The sequence below is a fragment of the Aliikangiella maris genome, from assembly GCF_040719265.1.
GTDB lineage: Bacteria > Pseudomonadota > Gammaproteobacteria > Enterobacterales > Kangiellaceae > Aliikangiella > Aliikangiella maris.
Window position 1 is genome coordinate 135,054 of sequence record NZ_JBFDAH010000007.1, and the last position, 20,164, is coordinate 155,217.

17 protein-coding genes are annotated in these 20,164 nt (G+C 40.7%); all 17 read right to left on the minus strand.

Translation table 11 applies throughout. The features are described 5' to 3' along the window. Positions 1-411 precede the first annotated feature (411 nt). The 17 genes from pmbA to lepA all read right to left on the minus strand — a co-directional run bounded on the left by pmbA (position 412) and on the right by lepA (position 20,059). Positions 412-1,788: a metalloprotease PmbA gene (gene pmbA, locus ABVT42_RS08545; protein WP_353874338.1), complete on the minus strand. Its 1,377-nt coding sequence runs from the start codon at positions 1,786-1,788 to the stop codon at positions 412-414. Positions 1,789-1,817: 29 nt separating this feature from the next. Continuing rightward, on the minus strand, positions 1,818-2,444 hold the full coding sequence (locus ABVT42_RS08550; protein ID WP_353874339.1) for a DarP family protein: 627 nt from the start codon (positions 2,442-2,444) through the stop codon (positions 1,818-1,820). A 108-nt stretch (positions 2,445-2,552) separates the two neighbouring features. Continuing rightward, entirely contained in the window at positions 2,553-3,989 is a 1,437-nt protein-coding gene (gene tldD, locus ABVT42_RS08555; RefSeq protein ID WP_353874340.1) for a metalloprotease TldD, read from the minus strand. A 35-nt stretch (positions 3,990-4,024) separates the two neighbouring features. Then, a complete protein-coding gene (locus tag ABVT42_RS08560; protein ID WP_353874342.1) occupies positions 4,025-4,855 on the minus strand; it encodes a carbon-nitrogen hydrolase family protein in 831 nt (276 codons plus the stop codon). A gap of 203 nt (positions 4,856-5,058) precedes the next feature. After that, the gene (locus ABVT42_RS08565) at positions 5,059-9,468 is read right to left on the minus strand and encodes a YhdP family phospholipid transporter (RefSeq protein ID WP_367023653.1); all 4,410 of its coding nucleotides are present in this window, start codon (positions 9,466-9,468) and stop codon (positions 5,059-5,061) included. Between the two features lie 52 nt (positions 9,469-9,520). Then, positions 9,521-11,014, minus strand: coding sequence for a ribonuclease G (gene rng, locus ABVT42_RS08570; protein ID WP_353874346.1), 1,494 nt, complete (start codon positions 11,012-11,014; stop codon positions 9,521-9,523). Next, positions 11,011-11,685 (minus strand): Maf family protein, encoded by a 675-nt coding sequence (locus ABVT42_RS08575; RefSeq protein ID WP_353874347.1) that lies wholly within the window; start codon positions 11,683-11,685, stop codon positions 11,011-11,013. Before ABVT42_RS08575 ends, rng begins: the two co-directional genes overlap by 4 nt. A gap of 40 nt (positions 11,686-11,725) precedes the next feature. Further along, entirely contained in the window at positions 11,726-12,214 is a 489-nt protein-coding gene (gene mreD / locus ABVT42_RS08580; RefSeq protein ID WP_353874348.1) for a rod shape-determining protein MreD, read from the minus strand. After that, positions 12,214-13,110 carry a rod shape-determining protein MreC gene (mreC, locus tag ABVT42_RS08585; RefSeq protein ID WP_353874439.1) on the minus strand — a complete coding sequence of 299 codons (897 nt, stop codon included), beginning with the start codon at positions 13,108-13,110 and terminating at the stop codon, positions 12,214-12,216. Before mreC ends, mreD begins: the two co-directional genes overlap by 1 nt. 102 nt (positions 13,111-13,212) lie before the next feature. After that, positions 13,213-13,605, minus strand: a complete 393-nt coding sequence (gene acpS, locus ABVT42_RS08590) for a holo-ACP synthase (protein ID WP_353874349.1) — start codon at positions 13,603-13,605, stop codon at positions 13,213-13,215. Positions 13,606-13,639: 34 nt separating this feature from the next. Then, positions 13,640-14,383: a pyridoxine 5'-phosphate synthase gene (gene pdxJ, locus ABVT42_RS08595; protein WP_353874351.1), complete on the minus strand. Its 744-nt coding sequence runs from the start codon at positions 14,381-14,383 to the stop codon at positions 13,640-13,642. An 18-nt stretch (positions 14,384-14,401) separates the two neighbouring features. Beyond that, positions 14,402-15,121 carry a DNA repair protein RecO gene (gene recO / locus ABVT42_RS08600; protein ID WP_353874352.1) on the minus strand — a complete coding sequence of 240 codons (720 nt, stop codon included), beginning with the start codon at positions 15,119-15,121 and terminating at the stop codon, positions 14,402-14,404. A 20-nt stretch (positions 15,122-15,141) separates the two neighbouring features. Next, positions 15,142-16,053 (minus strand): GTPase Era, encoded by a 912-nt coding sequence (era, locus tag ABVT42_RS08605; protein ID WP_353874354.1) that lies wholly within the window; start codon positions 16,051-16,053, stop codon positions 15,142-15,144. Beyond that, positions 16,043-16,729, minus strand: a complete 687-nt coding sequence (gene rnc, locus ABVT42_RS08610; RefSeq protein ID WP_353874356.1) for a ribonuclease III — start codon at positions 16,727-16,729, stop codon at positions 16,043-16,045. The genes era and rnc overlap by 11 nt, the downstream gene beginning before the upstream one ends. A gap of 17 nt (positions 16,730-16,746) precedes the next feature. Next, complete coding sequence (locus ABVT42_RS08615; protein ID WP_353874358.1) at positions 16,747-17,160, minus strand: DUF4845 domain-containing protein; 414 nt, start codon at positions 17,158-17,160, stop codon at positions 16,747-16,749. 72 nt (positions 17,161-17,232) lie between these two features. After that, the gene (gene lepB / locus ABVT42_RS08620) at positions 17,233-18,168 is read right to left on the minus strand and encodes a signal peptidase I (RefSeq protein WP_353874360.1); all 936 of its coding nucleotides are present in this window, start codon (positions 18,166-18,168) and stop codon (positions 17,233-17,235) included. A gap of 88 nt (positions 18,169-18,256) precedes the next feature. After that, positions 18,257-20,059: a translation elongation factor 4 gene (lepA, locus tag ABVT42_RS08625; RefSeq protein WP_353874361.1), complete on the minus strand. Its 1,803-nt coding sequence runs from the start codon at positions 20,057-20,059 to the stop codon at positions 18,257-18,259. Positions 20,060-20,164 lie beyond the last annotated feature (105 nt).

The following is a 20,164-nucleotide window of genomic DNA, read 5'->3' on the forward strand; positions in this document are numbered from 1 at the left end:
TGCTTATCCTTCAAGTCAAATCAACACGCTATCAGAGTTAATGCAATTGAGTCGATCAATGCTCATCGACTTTTAATGTTTATCAATAACTCAACTTGACCTGATAGATTAGCGATTATCTTGACGAATTTCTATTAGCATCTCAATAAAAAATAGTGCCATCGGGCGAAGAACGACATTTATAGCGCTTTATTGATAGCGCTTGATTCAAAGAACTTGATTCAAAGAGTTTTATTCAAAGAACAATATTCTTCAATTCACTTCAAATCGCTCAAGACACCAGAAGTCACTCAACCTTTAACTGGCACTATGAATTAGCAAGCAACCGTTAAAAATATTGTGACTCTCTAAGTTTAGGAAAAACCCCGGCAAACGTGAGGCTTAAAATGGCTTAATTTAAAAATTGTATTTTTAATGCTTGCCCGCGATTGTCATTTCGGCTAACAACCACGATCCCGTGACATGACTGCTACGCTGGTCGACATCATTGCCGATGGCAACCAAATCTTTAAACATATTCTTTAGATTTCCAGCTATGGTAATCTCTTGTACAAAGTGCTGAATTTCACCATTTTCAACCCAAAACCCAGAAGCGCCGCGAGAATAATCGCCGGTTACCAGATTAACACCATGTCCCATGACATCGGTAACAACCAATCCTTTATTCATCTTTTTGACCAATTGTTCAAAACTGTAGTCCATTGATTGAAGAAACAAATTATGTACGCCACCAGAATGGCCGGTGGGTGACAAGTTCAAACGACGAGCGCTGTAACTGCTTAACAAGTAGGTTTTAAGAATGCCATCTTGCACAATTGGTTGAACTTTGGTAGCGACACCATCATTGTCAAACCAGGTGCTTGCCAAACCACCGATTAAATGTGGATTCTCATCGAGTTGAAAAAAGTCAGGGAAAATGGGTTGATTAATACTGTCGAGCAAAAAGCTAGACTTACGGTATAAACTACTCCCTTGTATACCGCTACACAAATTGCTGATTAATCCTCGGGCAATTTCTGGTGTCATTAAGACCGGTGCTTTTTGCGTTGCAATCGATCTGCCATCGAGTCTGGCAATTACTCGACTGGCAGCTTTGCGGCCAATCGACTCGGCCGATTCAAGTAATTTGGCATCACGTGCAACCGAATACCAATAGTCCCGCTGCATACCTTGATTATCCTGCGCAATTAAAATACAACTCAAACTATGTCGAGTTGACGGAATTGCCGCTGAAAAACCATGTGAATTGGTATAAAACCGGATATTGCGGTGACTGCTAAACGATGCGCCTTCGCTTTGTGAGACTTTGCTCTCAGCTAATCCAGCGGCTTCACATTGTTTAGCCAAATCCATCGCAATATCGGCAGTTATTCCCATTGGAATATCGAGTTGTAAATCAATTGGGTTTTGCGCCATAAGCGCTTTATCTGCTAATCCCGAATACGGATCCGGTTGGGTAAATCGAGCAATATTGCAAGCCGCATCAACCGTGAGCTTTAAACCTTCATCGGTTAAGTCACTGGTTGAAGCCGTTCCCTTTTGATGACCAAAGTAAACGGTTAAGCCAAAGCTGTTATCGCGATTGTATTCCAGGGTTTCAACTTGTTGATTTCGAACCTGCACCGACAATCCTAAATCTTTACTGACGCCCACCTCCACTTGAGAAGCCCCTTTAGCCAACGCTTGTTTAATCAAACGTTCGCCCACTTCCTCTAATCGAGTAATCTCTTGTGCAACATCTAATTCATCTGCAGCTCGGGGTTTAACTTCGCTTAATTCCTTTGTCATTCCAATAAACCTTAATTTATGATTCTGATTCAGATAACTTTATTTTCTTGTAAATAATGAGTGAGCTTGACTTGTGCTGCCTGTTTTTTGGTTGCTGATTTCGCATTTTTAATATTTCTGAGCAATTGACGCAATAATTGCCGATTAAGCCCAGCAAATGCTTGTAATAAGGTTTCAACGGCCTGATCACCGTTCTCAAGTAATGAGGCAACAACCGTTTCAGCAGAATCTTCAGATTGAGACTCACTTTTAATCGAGCCTTCATCGGTGGCTTTTTGGTGACTGCCACTCTGATTAATCGCATTTTGGCGCAGTTGTGAAAATTTATCACCATCGAGACAAGCCTTTATGTCATCAACCACTTCATTTCGCAAGCATTTACCAATAAACCCTAAGTGTCGCTTGCGGGCTATATGTCCTTTTTGTTTATGAAATTCAATAACTGCTTTTAAGGTGACTTCACCTAAAGGTAATTTTCGCAAAGTACTCTCTGGAAGCGTGGTTAAACGCTGCCCAAAAGTCACTAATGCTTTAGCTTCATTTTTTAATTGAGTTTTACTGACAAAAGTTTCTTCTGCCTGTGCACTTGACTGCTCAGAGATTTCATCAAAAGACTCTTCAGAAGAATCGTCAAAATTATCGTTAAAATTGGCCATACTACGCTATATTAATTTGTCATTTAATCCCAACACTTTCCTTGCAATAAATGCTGCTTTTTACCTGGCTTGGCGTTTAGCAGACTTTCTGACGAAATAACCTGTCAGCTAATTAGTTCCACCAACGGTTAATTCGTCTACCTTTAGAGTCGGCTGTCCCACACCAACAGGAACACTTTGGCCATCTTTACCGCATACCCCGACCCCTTTATCCAGCGCCAGATCGTTTCCAACCATACTCACTTTGGTGAGTACATCTGGACCGTTTCCAATTAGCGTAGCCCCTTTTACAGGTGCAGTGACTTTACCATTTTCAATCAGGTAAGCCTCACTGGTGGAAAATACAAATTTTCCCGAGGTGATATCAACTTGACCACCACCAAAATTAGGTGCGTAAATGCCTTTTTTAACACTGCGAATAATATCTTCAGGATCACTTTCACCGGCTAGCATATAAGTATTTGTCATGCGAGGTAAGGTTAAACACGAATAAGACTCGCGCCTTCCGTTACCGGTGGAGTGAGTGTTCATTAAACGGGCATTCTTTTTGTCTTGCATATAACCTTGCAAAATTCCTTTTTCGATTAGTGTCGTTATTTGACCAGGCGTACCCTCATCGTCAATAGAAAGTGAACCACGACGTCCGGGAATCGTACCATCATCGACAATGGTACATAATGGAGAGGCCACGCGTTGACCGATACGATTTGAAAAAGCAGATGAGCCTTTACGATTAAAGTCTCCTTCCAGACCATGACCAACGGCTTCATGCAGCAATACCCCCGGCCAGCCCGCGCCTAATACAACCGGCATAATTCCTGCGGGCGCATCAATGGCTTCTAGATTAATACTGGCTTGATGTACGGCTTCTTGTGCAATTTCGTTGAGGACCTCATCGGTCAGCAGGCGATAATCATCGCGCCCACCAACACCAGAACTACCGCGCTCAGTTCTGCCATTGTGCTGCATAATAACACTTACATTGGCGCGAATCAGCGGTCTGATATCGGTGGCTAAAGTGCCATCTGTCGCACATACTAAAACTTTTTCAAATACGCCTGAGATTGAGGCAATGACTTCGGTAACTCGCGAGTCGAGAGCCCTAGCTTTACTGTCGAGTTGTTGTAAAATCGCCAGTTTTTCTTTTTCAGTCAAACTTAAAATAGGATCGTGAGACAAGTATACTGAGGTTGGTGACTGTTCAGTCAAAATTTTAACTTTACCTTGTTCACCACGTTTGGCAATACTTTTCGATGCCGATGCAGCCTGTTCAAGAGCTGGCAAAATAATTTCTTCAGAATAAGCAAAACCGGTTTTTTCGCCACTTAGCGCTCTAACGCCAACGCCTTTATCGGTGCTAAAGCTAGCATCCTTGACAATCCCAGACTCCAATACCCAAGCTTCTTGATGAATGCTTTGAAAATACAACTCGGCAAAATCGACTTGATGACTGAGCATAGAGTCTAAAATACGGGTCAAATCGCCAATATCTAATCCGGCAGGTTGTAAAAAATCTTGTTGGGTTGAACTTAAAGTATTATTCATAAAACCGCTTCACCACACCTTTAATTGATAGGTTATTATAACCTTGTATGATCGAGGACAGGAAATTCATTTCGGTATTTATTTTGCATTTGTAAGTCAAGCTCAGCCAAAACAACGCCCACATCACTTTTTAAAACCGACAACATTTTTCCATCTGGCGAAATAACACACGAATGTCCCCAGGTTTGTCTACCATTTTCATGTTCACCGGTTTGCGCTGATGCAATAATAAACACCTGACTCTCAATGGCCCGCGCGCGCAATAGAATTTCCCAGTGAGCTTCACCCGTTTTACGAGTAAATGCAGCTGGAACAAAAATAACTTTGGCACCCTGCACCGTTAATTGACGAAATAATTCAGGAAAGCGTATGTCATAGCAAATCGCTACGCCCATTTTGCCCCACGGCGTTTCAAATACAACAGGCGCTATGCCAGGTGAACAACTTTTAGACTCGCGATATTGTCCGGTGTTATCAGCAACATTTACATCAAATAAGTGAATTTTATCATACCAGCTAATACACTGGCCTTGAGGTGAAAAAATATAACAGCGACCATAAGGTCGGCCTTTCACACCAGAATCAGCAGAGTGACTACCACCAATTAACCACACACTATGTTGTTTTGCCTGCTCCGCTAAAAATACTTGAACCTTCCCTTTGCCATGAGTTTCAGTTAACAAAATTTTTGTCGTTTCGGAATATCCCATAATGGCAAAATATTCGGGCAACACCACAATTTGCGCACCCTGCAACGCAGCCTGTTTAATAAGTGTAGCAGCCGTCGCCAGATTTTCATCTATCTCTACGCCCGATGTCATCTGAACTGCAGCAACCGTTAATTGGGGATTTGTTAAAACTTGCATAGTTTGTACCTGAATAGTCTTTGCCTGAAAATTCTTTATCTAAAAAGTGTTTAACTGAATAGTCTTTATCTGCACCGTTTGAAAGGTTGCGATTAACGCTAAATCATTCCAATCAAATCCACAATGTTTAAACGCCAACTCAACACTAATTCAAAGTGCTTGTTTTTACCACGCTTAACTTGATAGATATTTATTATCCTGGTTTAAACACCATCGACTCCAGGTGAGATCACATCACTCACTTTATCGGGTGATTGGCTTTCACTGGCTGACTGATTTTCTATAGCCGTCTGATTTTGGCTTTTGGCTGGCAATGCATTTTCAGAAGTCTTGTATTTTACCTTATCCTTGAACTTTTTAATTTCGTCGATGCTCATATCACTGATAGGACCATGAATTCGATATTCAATCTGAGTGACAACTTCAATAGCAGGTTCAAACAGTTTATTCAGTAAGTAAACAATGATTCCCGTTGTTGGTTCAACCGCCCAACCAACCAAAACAGGCAAACTCGAAGTGAGTTGTGGCACAACCAAGGCGCGCTGTTCAATCACTTGATCTTTGAGATTAACACTACCACTTAAGGTTACTTTGGCAGCATTTCCGTCAACATAAATATTGTCAGCCACCGCAACGCCATCACGCATCCGAATATTTCCAGAGAGCTGATCGTAAAAAAATCCTTTTTTATAGACATCACTAAAATCTAATTGCAATCGACGAGAAAGCGTTTGCAAACTAAAAAGAGAAAATAATCGAGCCTTGGCATCACTAACTTCACTTAAGTAACCAGCCCCCAATTCGAAACGTACATCACCTTCAAATTCAGTGGTTGAAAAACGCCAAGGCAAATCGCGCCACCATAATCGACCAGCAAAACGACCACTGCTATCGGCAACAGGCACAGGATAATTCCAGCGTTGCATTAACTGACCAAACTTATTGGTCGCTAGTTCGTATTCTAAATGGGTCAGATTGAGCATTTGTACATCGGTATGCGATTGCTCAGAGACTTGAGATGCCTTAATTTGGAGCCAGTTAGCATTAAACTTGAGCTGATGGTTTTGTTCATCCTGCACACGACCTTGCACATTTAATCCATCTTGCGATGAAACCAAATTTATTTGAATCTCGCCCAGCTTTTTTTGATGAATCTGACATTGTTTGCAGTGGATGTCCATAGAGGGCCAGTCCTGCAAATCATACTGCGGGCTGGTGAAAGGCGAAGCATTAGTTACCACCTCGTTTTCAGTTGCGGATTGGTCTTCACCAGGCGTAGCAAATAATTCGGGATTTAAATCGAGATTTAGATTATCAATAGTTAATGCCCAAGGTTTATCCGACAGTAATTTTAATTGTGCGGTCAAATCAGGGCCTGAAGCATTAAACAGCCACTCAGTCTGGTTATTACTCCCGATGAGTTTTACCTCATCTAATTTAAACAACTCATGATTAAACTGATTAATTGTTACGCGAAAATCATTGTGTGCTTCACTTTCACCGTTGCTTTGTTGAATTTCTTGATGAATACGCTTAAAAACGGGTAGCCACTGTTGAAAATCGAAGCTGTCAAAATGCAAGTCTGCTTGATTCTTTTGTACTGGCAAATCGGGTAATAAAAATTCTGAATTCCATAAAAATACCCCTCCAACATGTTGATAACCATTAATTTGAGCTCCCCGACTTTCACTTCTACCTTTTTGATTTTGGTGATTTTGATGATTCTGGTTTTCATGATTCTGGTTTTCATGATTCTGGTTTTCATGATTCTGGTTTTCATGATTCTGGTTTTCATGATTCTGGTTTTCATGATTCTGGTTTTCATGATTCTGGTTTTCAGTAATCAGACGACTTGTTGATTGATTGTTTATTTGTCGTTCGTTTGGTGATTGTTCATTAGTTTGCTTCTCAAGCTCGGGTGAGCTTACAGTTATTTTGGGCGCTATTTGACTGGATGGGTCATGGTTCAAACTTTCTGGTTGGCTTTTCCACCACCACTTTGCTCTTAACTTATTCCAGTTAATTTGCACTGAGTTCATACTGGCCAACTGCACGCTAACAGACAAAGGAGATTTTTGCTGTTGAACAGACAAGAATGGTTCGGGCAACTTCAACTGTAACCCTTGTAAATCCGTTTTGAAATTTAAAATCACTTTATCTTTTGCCGCAGGCGGTGCTACAGCAATATTTGCCTCGACCAGCGTTTCGCCTTCTGCCAAATCAGCCCAATGTGGCGCAACAATATCTGTTAAAGCTTGCGCATTTAACGCACCTTTCGCTTTTATAATCAACTCAGGTTCGCTATCTTTTTGTCCGCTTTGCAAATGGACATTAATTGGGCGTTGATGATACTGAGCAGCCAGTTCACTCGGTCTGATACCATGATTATCGAGTAATAGCAGACCATCTAACTGACTAAACTGGAAATCACCAAACGCAATTTTTGCAGAATTTTTGTCGGGTTTAACTTTCCCATCAAGGTGCGTGATTTGTTCACTATCCAGTTCGACCGTTAGGCCAATTTGCGCATTTATTTTACCTTGATAATCAAATGACTGTAATGCCTGACCGATATGGGTTAACGAAGAATTGAGCAAAAACTCTCGACCATGATTATCAACTGTGGAAGCATCTATAAATAATTCTAATGGTGTGCCTGACGCTGCATAATCTTTAATAACCGCTCTTGCAGCATTCAAGGTAACCTGCTCTGAAGTTGCATAGTTACTTCGCAAATCCATACCATTACCTTCAAATAACAGATCAGCCCGCATATTTTGAGCAAGTGGCCATCGCGGAAGATATTCAAATTCAGCATTTTCCAGTTGTGCACGAATTGAAAACAATCCTTCTGTATTATCGAATGGAAAAGCCTTTAATGGGCCATGCATCATCGCTTTAGCCAGTGAAACCTTACCGCTTTTTACACTGCGATCCAGATAGTTCACCAATGGCTCAGACATAATTTGAACAGGTAAATAGCGAGAGGTTTGACTGGCATCCAGTTCGGTCAATTCTGCATAAAGATTGAGATTGGGAAGTTCATCCTGATAGAAAAAATGAGAACGAGCGTTGACCGTTAAATCCGAATTTTTAAGGTAAGCAGAATCAATATATAAATCCAGTTGTCCTGTTTCATCAATTCGCCAAAGTAAGGACATATCGAGTGAGTCCAAGTGAAGCGGCTGGCGAAACAATCCATTAAAATCAGCCGTTAACTGCTCTCCCTTTAAAATTGTCTGTCCTTCACCATTAGCAAACAATAATGATCCAGAGATACCATTAATTTGCGGCACGCCAAACTGCTTATCATATTGCAAATCAGAAAAGGTCGAATAAGCAAATATTTTTTCCCAACGCCCCTGCTTTCTTTCAATGCGCATTCCCAGCGAATCCAGATTAATTGCCAGCTTTCTTTGAGATAAATCGAGTTTATTTTTATCAACATCTAATATTAAATTATAAAAGTCAGCCAACTCACGTGTATTGAAATCATGAATTACCAGATCCCATTGAATATCACGCGCATTTTTCTCATTAAACAAAAAGTAAAATGTGGGTAATACTTGGGGGTCTTTCTCAAAAACTTTTAAATCAGCATTATAAAAGGATAATACACCGGTATTAGCACCAGTAAAATGCCAGTTAAAATCAAGAGAAAATTTTTCTATGCTGGCTTTTAATTCGTTATCCGTCTGTTGTTCGGTCACCGCTCGCCAGCGGACATTGTTTAATTCAATCAATCCATCCGCGTTTTGCCAGTGGCCATCGCGCCAATGGCTCCAAAGTTTCCAATTAGCTACTCCGCTATAAGGTTTGTAGTGGGAGTTTTCAACATAACCTGGTAGATGACTAAGTGCAATGTTACGCCCTTCCAGATAAAAATCCGTATGGCTTTGCGGCGTTGCCGGATCGCCATAAATTTCGGCGACCAGCTTTAATTCGCCATTAAATTTATCCAGTAGCTTACCTGTTAACTGATGGATATCTTGTTTACTTAAATTATCCCGGTGATTACTGATATCGAGTTTTTCGATGGTATAATTAAACTCTTTACCTGTCAGGGTTTCGATGCGTATATCAGAAGACAAAAGCGTTAGATTTTTTTGATTAAACAAATTAACCAGCAATAATCGACTAATTTCTTTTACTTCCTGATTATTGGCGGTATCTTGTTCTTCTAAAGAGTCCAGTTGGACACCAAGCTTGCGATCAATGACAAAGCTTAAATTAGCACCACTGACTTCGATTTTTTCAGTGGTAACACTTTGAGACAGCAGACTACCTAATCCATCAAAGTGAATGCGCATCGAATCAATTGCCAACAAACTAAATTGACCTGTATTTGATTGAACTTTTAATTGATTAACGGCAAATACGGGGCCATTCGAGCGCCACTCAGCACTGATACTTTCCGCTTCAATATCAACTTGATATTTGCTTTCGATCCATTGCTCGATATCTGTCTGGAAACTACCGATTTGTGGTAATAACAAATGTAGCAATGCAAAACATAATGCCACTAAAATAATACTGGTAGCCAATAGCAGCCAGAGTTTGTTAACCACAAACACCAGTATTTTTAAGTAGGAATTATTGCGCGGCTCAGTCACTTGGTTTCTCAATCGTTAATTTATCAAATCTATAATTACTTCTAATCAATAATTACATCAAAACCACATCAAACTGTTCCTGAGTGTAAAGTCTTTCCGCCTGAAAACGGATAGGTTTACCAATCATTGCCTCTAATTCAGCCAAATAAGGCGCTTCTTCATCAAGCATTCTATCGACAACTTCTTGTGAAGCCAGTACCAGGTATTTTTGAGCTTCATAGGCTCTGGCACTACGGTAAAGCTCTCTGAAAATTTCATAGCAGATGGTCTGCGCAGTTTTAACACTCCCCTTGCTGCCACAAGTTGGACAAGATTCGCATAACAAATGTTCAAGACTTTCGGTACTTCTTTTACGCGTCATTTGTACCAGACCGAGCGACGATACTTCTGAAATATGGGTTTTTGCATGATCTCGCTCTAACGCCTTTTCTAGCGTACGCAATACTTGACGCTTGTGTTCATCATCTTTCATATCGATAAAATCAATAATGACAATGCCGCCCAGATTTCTTAATCGCAATTGTCTTGCCAAAGCTGATGCGGCTTCGAGATTAGTTTTAAAAATTGTATCTTCCAGGTTTCGATACCCGACAAATCCACCGGTATTCACATCAATCGTAATCATTGCCTCAGTTTGCTCAATAATCAGATAGCCGCCTGACTTTAATTGGACTTTTCGATGCAACGCCTTTTCTATCTCATCTTCTACATTAAACACATCAAATAAAGGTCTTTCCCCAGTATAAAACTCCACACTGGACTTTAAATTAGGAATAAACTCTTTCACAAAGGATAACAGACGTTGATGAACGGTTACTGAATCGACTCGAATCTTTTCAACACCAGTAGGAGCTAAGTCGCGAATGAGTCGTAATGGCAAATCAAGATCTTCATGTACCAGACACGGTGCTTTGGCCGCACGAATTTTACTCTTAATCGTCTGCCAGAGCCGGTCTAAAAAGTCGGCATCCCGTTTAAGTTCACTAACATCAGCACCTTCTGCGGCAGTGCGCACGATATACCCGGGCATTTCTTTTTCTTTACTTCCATTTTTTTCCTGGCCATTTGGCGACGATAGCGCTTCTTTTAAACGAATTCGTTCATCTTCATCTTCAATTCGTTGTGAAACACCAATATGTGGATTATCTGGCATCATGACTAGAAATCGTGAAGGAATGGTCAAATGCGTCGTTAATCGTGCCCCTTTTGTACCAATTTCATCCTTAATCACTTGTACGGTGATATTTTGTCCATCGTGCAACAGTTCATTGATATCGGGCGTTGTGATATTTTCATTCTCAATCATCTCGGTTTCAGAAATCGGTAATATCTCAGCTGCATGCAAAAATGCCGAACGTTCTCGACCAATATTGATAAAGGCTGCTTGCATTCCCGGCAAAACCCGAATTACTTTACCCCGATAAATATTGCCGACTAATCCTCGACTGGCACTTCGCTCAATATAAATCTCCTGCAACATACCATTTTCGATAACCGCCGCACGACTTTCTTGTGGAGTGACATTGACTAAAATTTCTTCTTTCATGAATCGACCTTAAAATGCCTATCGAGTAACAAACGCGTTTCAAACAGTGGTAATCCCACAACACCAGAATAACTACCGCGAATTGATTTAATAAATTTTGCCGCAATTCCCTGAATTGCATAAGCGCCCGCTTTATCCAGCCCTTCTCCTGATTGGCAATAGCGTTCTGCTTCCCCCTGCGAAAGATGACAAAACTCAACATCAGTAATACTGGTCAGACTGAATATTCCCTCATGTGTTGCTATAGCGACAGAACTCATCACCTGATGAGACCTGCCAGACAAAGATAAAATCATCGACTCTGCACTTTTTGCATCTTCCGGTTTGCCCAAAATATGATTATCTAATGCAATGCAAGTGTCAGCAGACAGTACCGCCAACAAAGGCAAAGGGATCTGCTGGTAAATGTCTACTGTATCAGAGTTAATCTGCGATTTTAATTCGGTAATGCGTTGCCAGGCATCTTGTGCTTTTTCGTGTGCCATGCGTTTGACATAATCAATTGCAAGCTCTTGATGATAAACCGTCTCATCTATATTTTGGTCGAACAGTTCAAAAGCGATTTGTATTTGCATTAACAGCGCCTGCCGACGAGGCGAGCGTGAGGCCAGTATAATTGGTACTGGATAAATCGATTCCACTGAACACGGGATCGGTTGTGATAACTTCATGTATATTCCCTGACATCTTTTTTTGGGGCTATTAACCGATTTAACAAAATTTTCGACGAATATCGCGTAACAAAATAAAAATCCAGGGCCAAAAAAGGGCAACGCTAATTAGTGGCAGCCAATAGGTAAAATCTCCAGAAACCTGTTCAACCAATCCATTTAAATTGATGACCACTAAACGGTGTATACCAACAATGACCGTAATATTGAAGGCCTGTTTCCAAGGAGGAAACAAGCGTAATCGATGGTATAGCATTTGGATCAGGAATGCGACCAAAGCCATAGATAATGCATTAATACCAAACAAAGATCCCTGCAATACATCCATAATCAAGCCAATCACCCAACCAGTCAATACACCTAACCGATTAGGAATTGCCATTACCCAGTATATAAAGACCATGACAACCCATTCTGGCCTAAACATGGCAATCACTTCAGGTAAAGGCATCACATCCAGCAACATTGCTATCACAAATGTGAATAAAATGACCCCGCTTCCTTTGCTATCGGCTTTACGTTGTACCATTACTCTCTCACTGGCTGGTTGGCCCATACCAGTAAAACCAGCGAGCTCTGATTGAGTCTGGCTTCGGGGACCGCAAATATCCGAGTAAAGGATTCTCCCGGATCGGGTTCAACAGAAATCACCTTGGCAACAGGATAACCATCAGGAAATCGCTGACCAAGTCCTGAACTGATCAATAAGTCACCTACTTTGATATCGGTAGTATCAGACACATACTGCAATTCCAATAAATTGATTTGTCCGGTTCCTACCGCTGTTGTCCTAACACCATTTCGATTGACCTTCACCGGAATCGCATGAGAGCTATCGGTAATCATTAAAACCCTTGAATAAAATGGCGAAACCTCAACAACTTGTCCAACAATTCCGTAAGCATCAATTACCGTTTGTCCAATATAGACATCGTGATTGCTGCCTTTGTTAATCATAAATTTCAGACTGAAAGGGTCACTATCAACCTGAATAATTTCTGCAACCATTTTACGTTCAACACGCTTGTTTTCTGTCCCTAACAAATTTCGTAATCGCGCATTTTCTGATTGCAAAGCAACTAAAGTTTGCAGTTGTGCTTTTAAAATGAGTACTTCATCGTTTAAACGGGCATTTTCCTGACGTAACTGACTCCGCGAAATCAGGTTTTCTCCCCCCCAGGCAAAAAACTCTCCGGGAATATCAGCAAGAAAGACAATGGGAGTGACCAATGCAGCCAGTGTCTCGCGCACACCTTGCAAATGTTTTTCATGATGATCCACAAACATCAGCACACAAGATAAAACCATCACGATAAACAATCGCGTTGTGTGAGATGTGCCTTGGGAAAATAATGTTTTAATGAGAATAAACCTTTCTGCGTTGCTAAATTGGCAGTAACTTGTTGATTTGTGTTGAATTCGAATATTTTAGCTTACTCTAGCAGCTTTGTTAAACCAGAATAAACAAGATATTTTAGATGACTTGGGGTAATACGCTCCCTAAGTCCTGCTGATTTATCGAATTGTCTAAGGATTATCCAGCTTTTCAATCACGACCTGAGCACAGGCCAGCGCTCTTTCGTCAGATATTGATACGTGGATTGCCACCTGACCAATTTCATCAACTTTGTGCTGTAATTGACCATGAATATGTATAATTGGCCTGCCTGCAGGTGTGTGTGCAACTTCGATATCAGTCAAATATCCTATCTGACTGATTCCTGTCCCTAACGCTTTTAAAAAGGCTTCTTTTGCAGCAAATCGTTTTGCCAAAAAGGCGGCTTTTAACGCACAAGTTTGATATTCAAACAATTCGTTAGGATGGAGGATTTTTGTTACAAATGACTCACCGCGAATCGACACCTGCTTCTCGAGGCGTTCGATTTCGCATAAATCAATGCCAATCCCCCATATTGCCATTAGTGGCCAACCTCATGCATTAGGTTCAATCCAATTAACCACGAGCATTCAGCATAATTGTTTTCATATCGGCAACGGCACTTGCCAGACCGCTGAAGACAGCGCGAGCGATAATAGAATGTCCAATATTCAGTTCATAAATTTCCTTAATCGCCGCAATTTCGGCCACATTATGATAGTGTAAACCATGTCCAGCATTAACCATTAAGCCGAGTGATTTAGCATAATGCACACCATCTTGAATCATTTGTAATTGACGCGCTTTTTCAGCTGCCTGATGCGCATCAGCATAATGTCCAGTGTGAATTTCAATAAATGGCGCGCCAACCTCATAAGCGGCTTGAATTTGTGATTCCTGAGCATCGATAAATAATGAAACTTTAATACCAACAGCACCCAGCTCATCACAAGCACGTTTGACCTTATCACGGTTACCAAGCACATCCAGCCCCCCTTCAGTTGTCACTTCTTCGCGTTTTTCAGGGACCAGACAAACATACTCAGGCATAGTTTCTTTGGCAATAGCGATCATTTCTTCAGTAACTGCCATTTCAAAATTTAATCGTGAATTAATACATTCACGTATTAACTCTACGTCACGATCCTGAATATGGCGTCTATCTTCTCTTAGATGAATAGTAATTCCATCAGCCCCTGATTGTTCAGCCACCAGCGCAGCTTGCAGTACCTGCGGATAATCGACACCTCGCGCCTGACGAATCGTTGCAACGTGGTCAACATTAACGCCCAGTAAAATCGGTGATTTAGACTGACTCATGAGGTTCTCTCCTTAACATTAATTTAGTGGAATCTGACGCCATAATTTTCTACTCTGTAAAGGCTGATTGCCAATAATATCTTGTAATAGTAATCGCATTATCTGACGAGTTTCTTTGCTATCATGTTTAATACTGTCATCATGTATAGCTAAAATACTGCTACCCGCAAATGCGCCCGTTTTATCTTGTGTGGACACCTTATTAAACCCTGCCTGAGGCGATAAATAATAGAAGCAGTCGTTAACAATTGGATTATTTTCTACATCAAGTTGAAAGTCAGGTGCAATGCCTAACTCATTTAATAAGCACCATTCAAATTGACGCAAACTATGGGCTTGCGATTGCTCTGTTGGCAACGCGCGTAACAGCGTTTGATATCCTGAATAAACAGCTTCAAATTCCTGGTGTTCCGGTAAAGCTCTGAGCAAAACTTCATTAGCGTAATAAGCACATGCAAGCAGCTTTTGATCATAACAAATACCAAACTCTGATGAAGGATTAGTCAATTCGCAATGGGTAAGGGTTTTTAAGTCACTCTTGCCAACAATATCGAGCTTTAATTCACTAAATGGTCGCAAGTTAGCTTTACGGGCCTGCGAGCGAGGCCCTCTGATCCCCTTGGCGATAACAGAAAGTCTGCCAATCTGTTTTGAAAAAAGTTGAAAGATTTGGTGGTTATCCTGATAAGGAATTGAATGCAAAACATAAGCAGTTATGGGATATGACTTTTGACTCATGTTGTTTTCTCAAAACAGCACTAGTCGCTTTCATCAAACCCTAATGAGCGCAAAGCCCGCTCATCATCCGCCCAACCATCTTTGACTTTAACCCACAATTCTAAAAATACTTTTTGCGCAAACAACCGCTCAATATCTTTTCGAGCATCGGTGCCTACTTGCTTAAGACGACTGCCGCCTTTTCCAATCACAATCGACTTTTGACCACTACGTTCAACCAAAATTAAACCGTTAATACGAAGCAGCCCTTTTTCATCCATTTTAAATTGTTCAATTTCGACTGTAATCGAGTAAGGTAGTTCGTCACCTAACTGGCGAATCAGTTTTTCACGAATAATTTCAGCCGTCAAAAAACGTTCACTGCGATCGGTATAATAATCTTCGGGGAAAACAAAGTCTCCTTCGGGCATTGCATCGAGTAAGTAATTTTTTAATGCATCGACCTGATTATTTTTGAGTGCTGATCCAGGAATAATCTGTTGAAAAGCATATTTTGTCGATAATTGCTGCAAATAAGGTAATAACGCTTCTTTATCTTTTATTTTGTCAACTTTGTTAATAAATAAAATAACCGGTACATTATGGGTTTTGATATGTTCCAATACGAGTTCATCATCTTCCGTCCAGCGATCATTCTCAACGACAAACACAACGAGATCCACATCAGCAATTGAGCTAGAGGCCGCTCTATTCATTAAGCGGTTAATCGCTCGAGCTTCTTTCTTATGGATACCAGGGGTATCCACATAAATCATTTGTGTGTTATCTAGTGTATCAATACCCAATATTCGATGCCGCGTAGTTTGCGGCTTACGCGAGGTAATACTTAATTTTTGACCTAACAACTGGTTGAGCAAAGTTGATTTGCCAACATTAGGACGCCCAATAAATGCAACAAATCCACAGCGAGATTGCGGTTGCTTATTTGTCATTAACTAATTTCTCCAATACTTTAGCTGCGGCATCTTGCTCGGCTTTTCGGCGACTGGCACCAAATCCTTCAGTTTTGATTGATTGATATTCTACATTACAACTTACCCAATAAGATTTAGCATGGTCTTTGCCAGTAGAACGAATCACTTCATATTCGGGTGTTTCAAAATTGCGTGCTTGCAACCATTCCTGCAAACGAGTTTTGGGATCTTTTTGCGCCATATCCAGTGATAACTTAGCTAGTTTTTCTTGATACAATCCCAATACAAATTGCTGAGTACTGATAAAATCACTATCGAGATAAACTGCCCCAATAATTGCTTCAAAAGCATCAGATAAAATTGATGCCCGGCGAAATCCACCACTTTTTAATTCGCCACTGCCCAGATTTAAATAATCACCAAGATTAATTTGTTGGGCCAGTTCGTATAACGCTTTTTCTTTCACTAAAAATGAGCGCAGCCGGCTCAACTGACCTTCGTCAGCCTGCGGAAATTGAAGATAAAGTTGATGGGCGATAATGCTACCTAATACTGCATCACCTAGATATTCCAGACGTTCGTTATGTTGACTGCTGGCTGAACGATGAGTTAATGCCATTTGTAAAATAGGTAACTCATTAAACTGATAATTCAGTTTTTTCTGTAAATACTTCAAGTTGGGAGAAACAGACATAATCGGAGCAATCGCACTTAGCGCTTCGTGCGAACTTCTTCATTAAATTCTAAAAGTACAGAGATATTAGAAAATAATGGAATTTTTTTCTCGTAATTGATCAAAATATATTTTTCTGACGTTTTTTTATCTTGCGCAACACTAAATGAATCTTTGCTAAATCCTCTTACGCTGTCAACTTGTAGACGTTTTGACATAGCAGTAAGGATTTGTTTGCTAGTCATTTCACGAAAATTATGTTGATTCACCACTTCTTGCATTGATGAACGAATCGTACCGAATTCCATATATTCTGGTAATAACTTTATGGCCATAAATGCGAGAAATCCGATAACAAAGATATTAAACAGCATGGTCCACATAGTTGCGCCATGCTGTCTGGATAATTTTTGAAAGTTTAAATTTTGAGCATTTTGCCTGGTGTTTTTCATGACACTAAAGCCTGTATACGCGAATATTAATAGACTCAATCATAGCATAAGCCTTTTACGATTGATAACCAGCTATTTAATCGCACCTACTCGACCTAAATCGATGCCGGTAGGTACCCAGCGTAAATAAGGGGTTTGAATACCAAAATCCAGATGTAACCAAATTGAAACGGCTTCACCGACCAGGTTTTCTTCGGGAACAAATGAAACATAGGGCCAATAACGGCTATCATGACTGTTGTCGCGATTGTCCCCCATCACAAAATAACTACCTTCAGGAACAATAAAGCGTTGAGTGCGAGAGTGACCAACTTTAATGCGTTCAGGAATTTCAGGATTAATCAAAATTTCATGTGTGCGTTCACCTAAAACTTCAGAATAGCGTTTAGTAAACTTTTGAGAGCCATCATCAGGATTTCGATCAATATAATTAGGTTCGGCTGTAAGCTCGCGCTCAACTTTATAACGCTTAGGACAGGCATCACGCGCTAATCCCTCGGGACATTTAGGCAATATATAAAGCTCTTTATTAGTAGAGTAAAAAATAGTATCGCCCGGTAAACCAACAACTCGCTTGATATAATCTTCAAATGGTGGATTAGGTGCTTTAAATACTGCCACATCACCTCGTTGAGGGTGTCCAATATCAACAACTTTTTGAGATGTTACCGGCAGTCGTAGACCATAATTAAACTTGTTGACTAAAATAAAGTCACCTTCAGTCAACGTTGGCTTCATAGAAGCCGAAGGAATTTGAAAAGGTTCGTACAGAAAAGAGCGCAGTACCACGATGAAAAGTAATATGGGAAAAAATGATTTCGCATAGTCCACATGAATCGGCTCTTTAGATACCGCTTCAATGGCTTCGGGCGCAGGCTCAGCGTCTTGTTTGTATAACTCATTCAAGGCTGCTTTTCGCTTTTTCCCTGCTGTTTGAGAATCAATCAACCAAATAATTCCCGAAACAAACGTTAACACGACTAATATTAACCCATAAATACTGCTCATAATTATTTAACAACCTTATTTTTATTTAGTTAAATTCTTTCAAGCTATTTAATTCAGCAACTTTAATTTAGCTAGTCAACAACGCTGACTATTCTTTGCCAACTTGAAGCACCGCCAGGAAAGCATCTTGTGGGATTTCGACTTTTCCAACCCGCTTCATGCGTTTTTTACCTGCTTTTTGTTTTTCGAGCAATTTACGCTTACGGGTAATATCACCACCGTAACATTTAGCTGTAACATTTTTTCGCAATGCTTTAACCGTCGAACGCGCAACAATATGATTACCGATTGCAGCCTGAATAGCGACTTCGAACATTTGCCTTGGTATAAGTTCCCGCATTTTATCAACCAGTTCTCGTCCTCGATATTGTGCCTGATCTTTATGCACAATTATCGCAAGTGCATCGACTTTATCACCATTAATCAGCACATCGAGTCTAACCAGATTAGCTGTTTGAAAGTGTATGAAATTGTAATCAAGTGATGCATAACCACGGCTAACAGACTTTAATCTATCGAAAAAGTCGAGCACCACTTCATTCATGGGTAAGTGATAGGTCAATGACACCTGACTACCAACATATTCCATTTTGGTTTGCATGCCACGCTTTTCAACACACAAAGTGATAACTGCGCCTAAATGTTCCTGTGGGACCAGAATATTGGCTTCGACAATGGGTTCACGCATTTCGCCAATCTCTGATGGTTCAGGTAATTTCGCCGGGTTATCAACATGAATGGTTTCACCTTTACTGGTAACCACTTCAAAAACCACCGTCGGTGCAGTGGTAATCAAATCCAGATCATATTCCCGCTCAAGCCGTTCCTGGATAATTTCCATGTGCAGCATACCCAAAAAGCCGCAACGAAAGCCAAATCCAAGTGCTTGTGAATTTTCAGGCTCATAAAAGAGCGATGAATCATTTAAACTTAGTTTTGCCAATGCATCTCGAAACGCTTCATAATCATCGGAAGAAACCGGGAAAACACCCGCATATACCTGAGGTTTAACTCGTTTAAATCCAGGTAATGGTTTAGGTGCTGGTGCTTTTGCCAATGTCAGGGTATCACCCACAGGAGCACCTTGAATTTCTTTAATTCCAGCAATAACAAATCCAACTTCACCGGCTCGTAATTCCGGTAAGTCGTGCCGCTTAGGCGTAAAAATACCAACAAAATCAACCTGGTGGGTTTTGCCAGTAGACATAACCAGCATTTTGTCACCTTGCTTCAATGTACCTTCAACCACTCTTACCAGTGATACAACGCCCAAGTAATTATCAAACCAGGAGTCAATAATCAAAGCCTGTAAAGGTCCATCAGGTGTGCCCGCAGGCGCTGGAACTTTTGCCACCAGCTCTTCTAATAATTCATCAATGCCAACACCGGTTTTAGCGCTACATTGCACGGCATCCATTGCTTCGAGCCCAATAATATCTTCTATTTCCTGAGCAACCCTATCAGGATCCGCTTGTGGCAAATCAATTTTATTCAATACGGGAATAACTTCCAGATCTTGTTCTATAGCAGTATAACAATTAGCCAATGTCTGTGCTTCAACCCCCTGCCCGGCGTCAACGACTAACAGCGCTCCCTCACAGGCAGCCAGCGAGCGAGATACCTCATAAGAAAAATCTACATGGCCGGGCGTATCAATAAAGTTGAGCTGGTAATTATTACCATCTTTGGCTTTGTAGATGAGAGTCACGCTCTGAGCCTTGATAGTAATTCCTCGCTCACGTTCTATGTCCATTGAATCAAGTACTTGCTCTGACATTTCACGTTCAGTTAAGCCACCACATACCTGAATTAATCGATCAGACAAGGTTGATTTCCCATGATCAATATGGGCAATAATTGAGAAATTACGGATAAATTGCATGTACGACATAGATTTGCGCTAAACAGGGTTCCATAAAAAAGTGGCGAATTGTACCCTATTTTAACTGAAAAGTTGTATATTTTGTGATGTTAATTGGACTAAACCAATAATTTT

Coding starts and splice junctions, on each gene's coding strand:
- pmbA (WP_353874338.1), bottom strand. CDS start 1,788: ATGACAAAGGAATTAAGCGAAGTTAAACCCCGAGCTGCAGATGAATTA.
- ABVT42_RS08550 (WP_353874339.1), bottom strand. CDS start 2,444: ATGGCCAATTTTAACGATAATTTTGACGATTCTTCTGAAGAGTCTTTT.
- tldD (WP_353874340.1), bottom strand. CDS start 3,989: ATGAATAATACTTTAAGTTCAACCCAACAAGATTTTTTACAACCTGCC.
- ABVT42_RS08560 (WP_353874342.1), bottom strand. CDS start 4,855: ATGCAAGTTTTAACAAATCCCCAATTAACGGTTGCTGCAGTTCAGATG.
- rng (WP_353874346.1), bottom strand. CDS start 11,014: ATGAAAGAAGAAATTTTAGTCAATGTCACTCCACAAGAAAGTCGTGCG.
- ABVT42_RS08575 (WP_353874347.1), bottom strand. CDS start 11,685: ATGAAGTTATCACAACCGATCCCGTGTTCAGTGGAATCGATTTATCCA.
- mreD (WP_353874348.1), bottom strand. CDS start 12,214: ATGGTACAACGTAAAGCCGATAGCAAAGGAAGCGGGGTCATTTTATTC.
- acpS (WP_353874349.1), bottom strand. CDS start 13,605: ATGGCAATATGGGGGATTGGCATTGATTTATGCGAAATCGAACGCCTC.
- pdxJ (WP_353874351.1), bottom strand. CDS start 14,383: ATGAGTCAGTCTAAATCACCGATTTTACTGGGCGTTAATGTTGACCAC.
- recO (WP_353874352.1), bottom strand. CDS start 15,121: ATGAGTCAAAAGTCATATCCCATAACTGCTTATGTTTTGCATTCAATT.
- era (WP_353874354.1), bottom strand. CDS start 16,053: ATGACAAATAAGCAACCGCAATCTCGCTGTGGATTTGTTGCATTTATT.
- rnc (WP_353874356.1), bottom strand. CDS start 16,729: ATGTCTGTTTCTCCCAACTTGAAGTATTTACAGAAAAAACTGAATTAT.
- ABVT42_RS08615 (WP_353874358.1), bottom strand. CDS start 17,160: ATGAAAAACACCAGGCAAAATGCTCAAAATTTAAACTTTCAAAAATTA.
- lepB (WP_353874360.1), bottom strand. CDS start 18,168: ATGAGCAGTATTTATGGGTTAATATTAGTCGTGTTAACGTTTGTTTCG.
- lepA (WP_353874361.1), bottom strand. CDS start 20,059: ATGTCGTACATGCAATTTATCCGTAATTTCTCAATTATTGCCCATATT.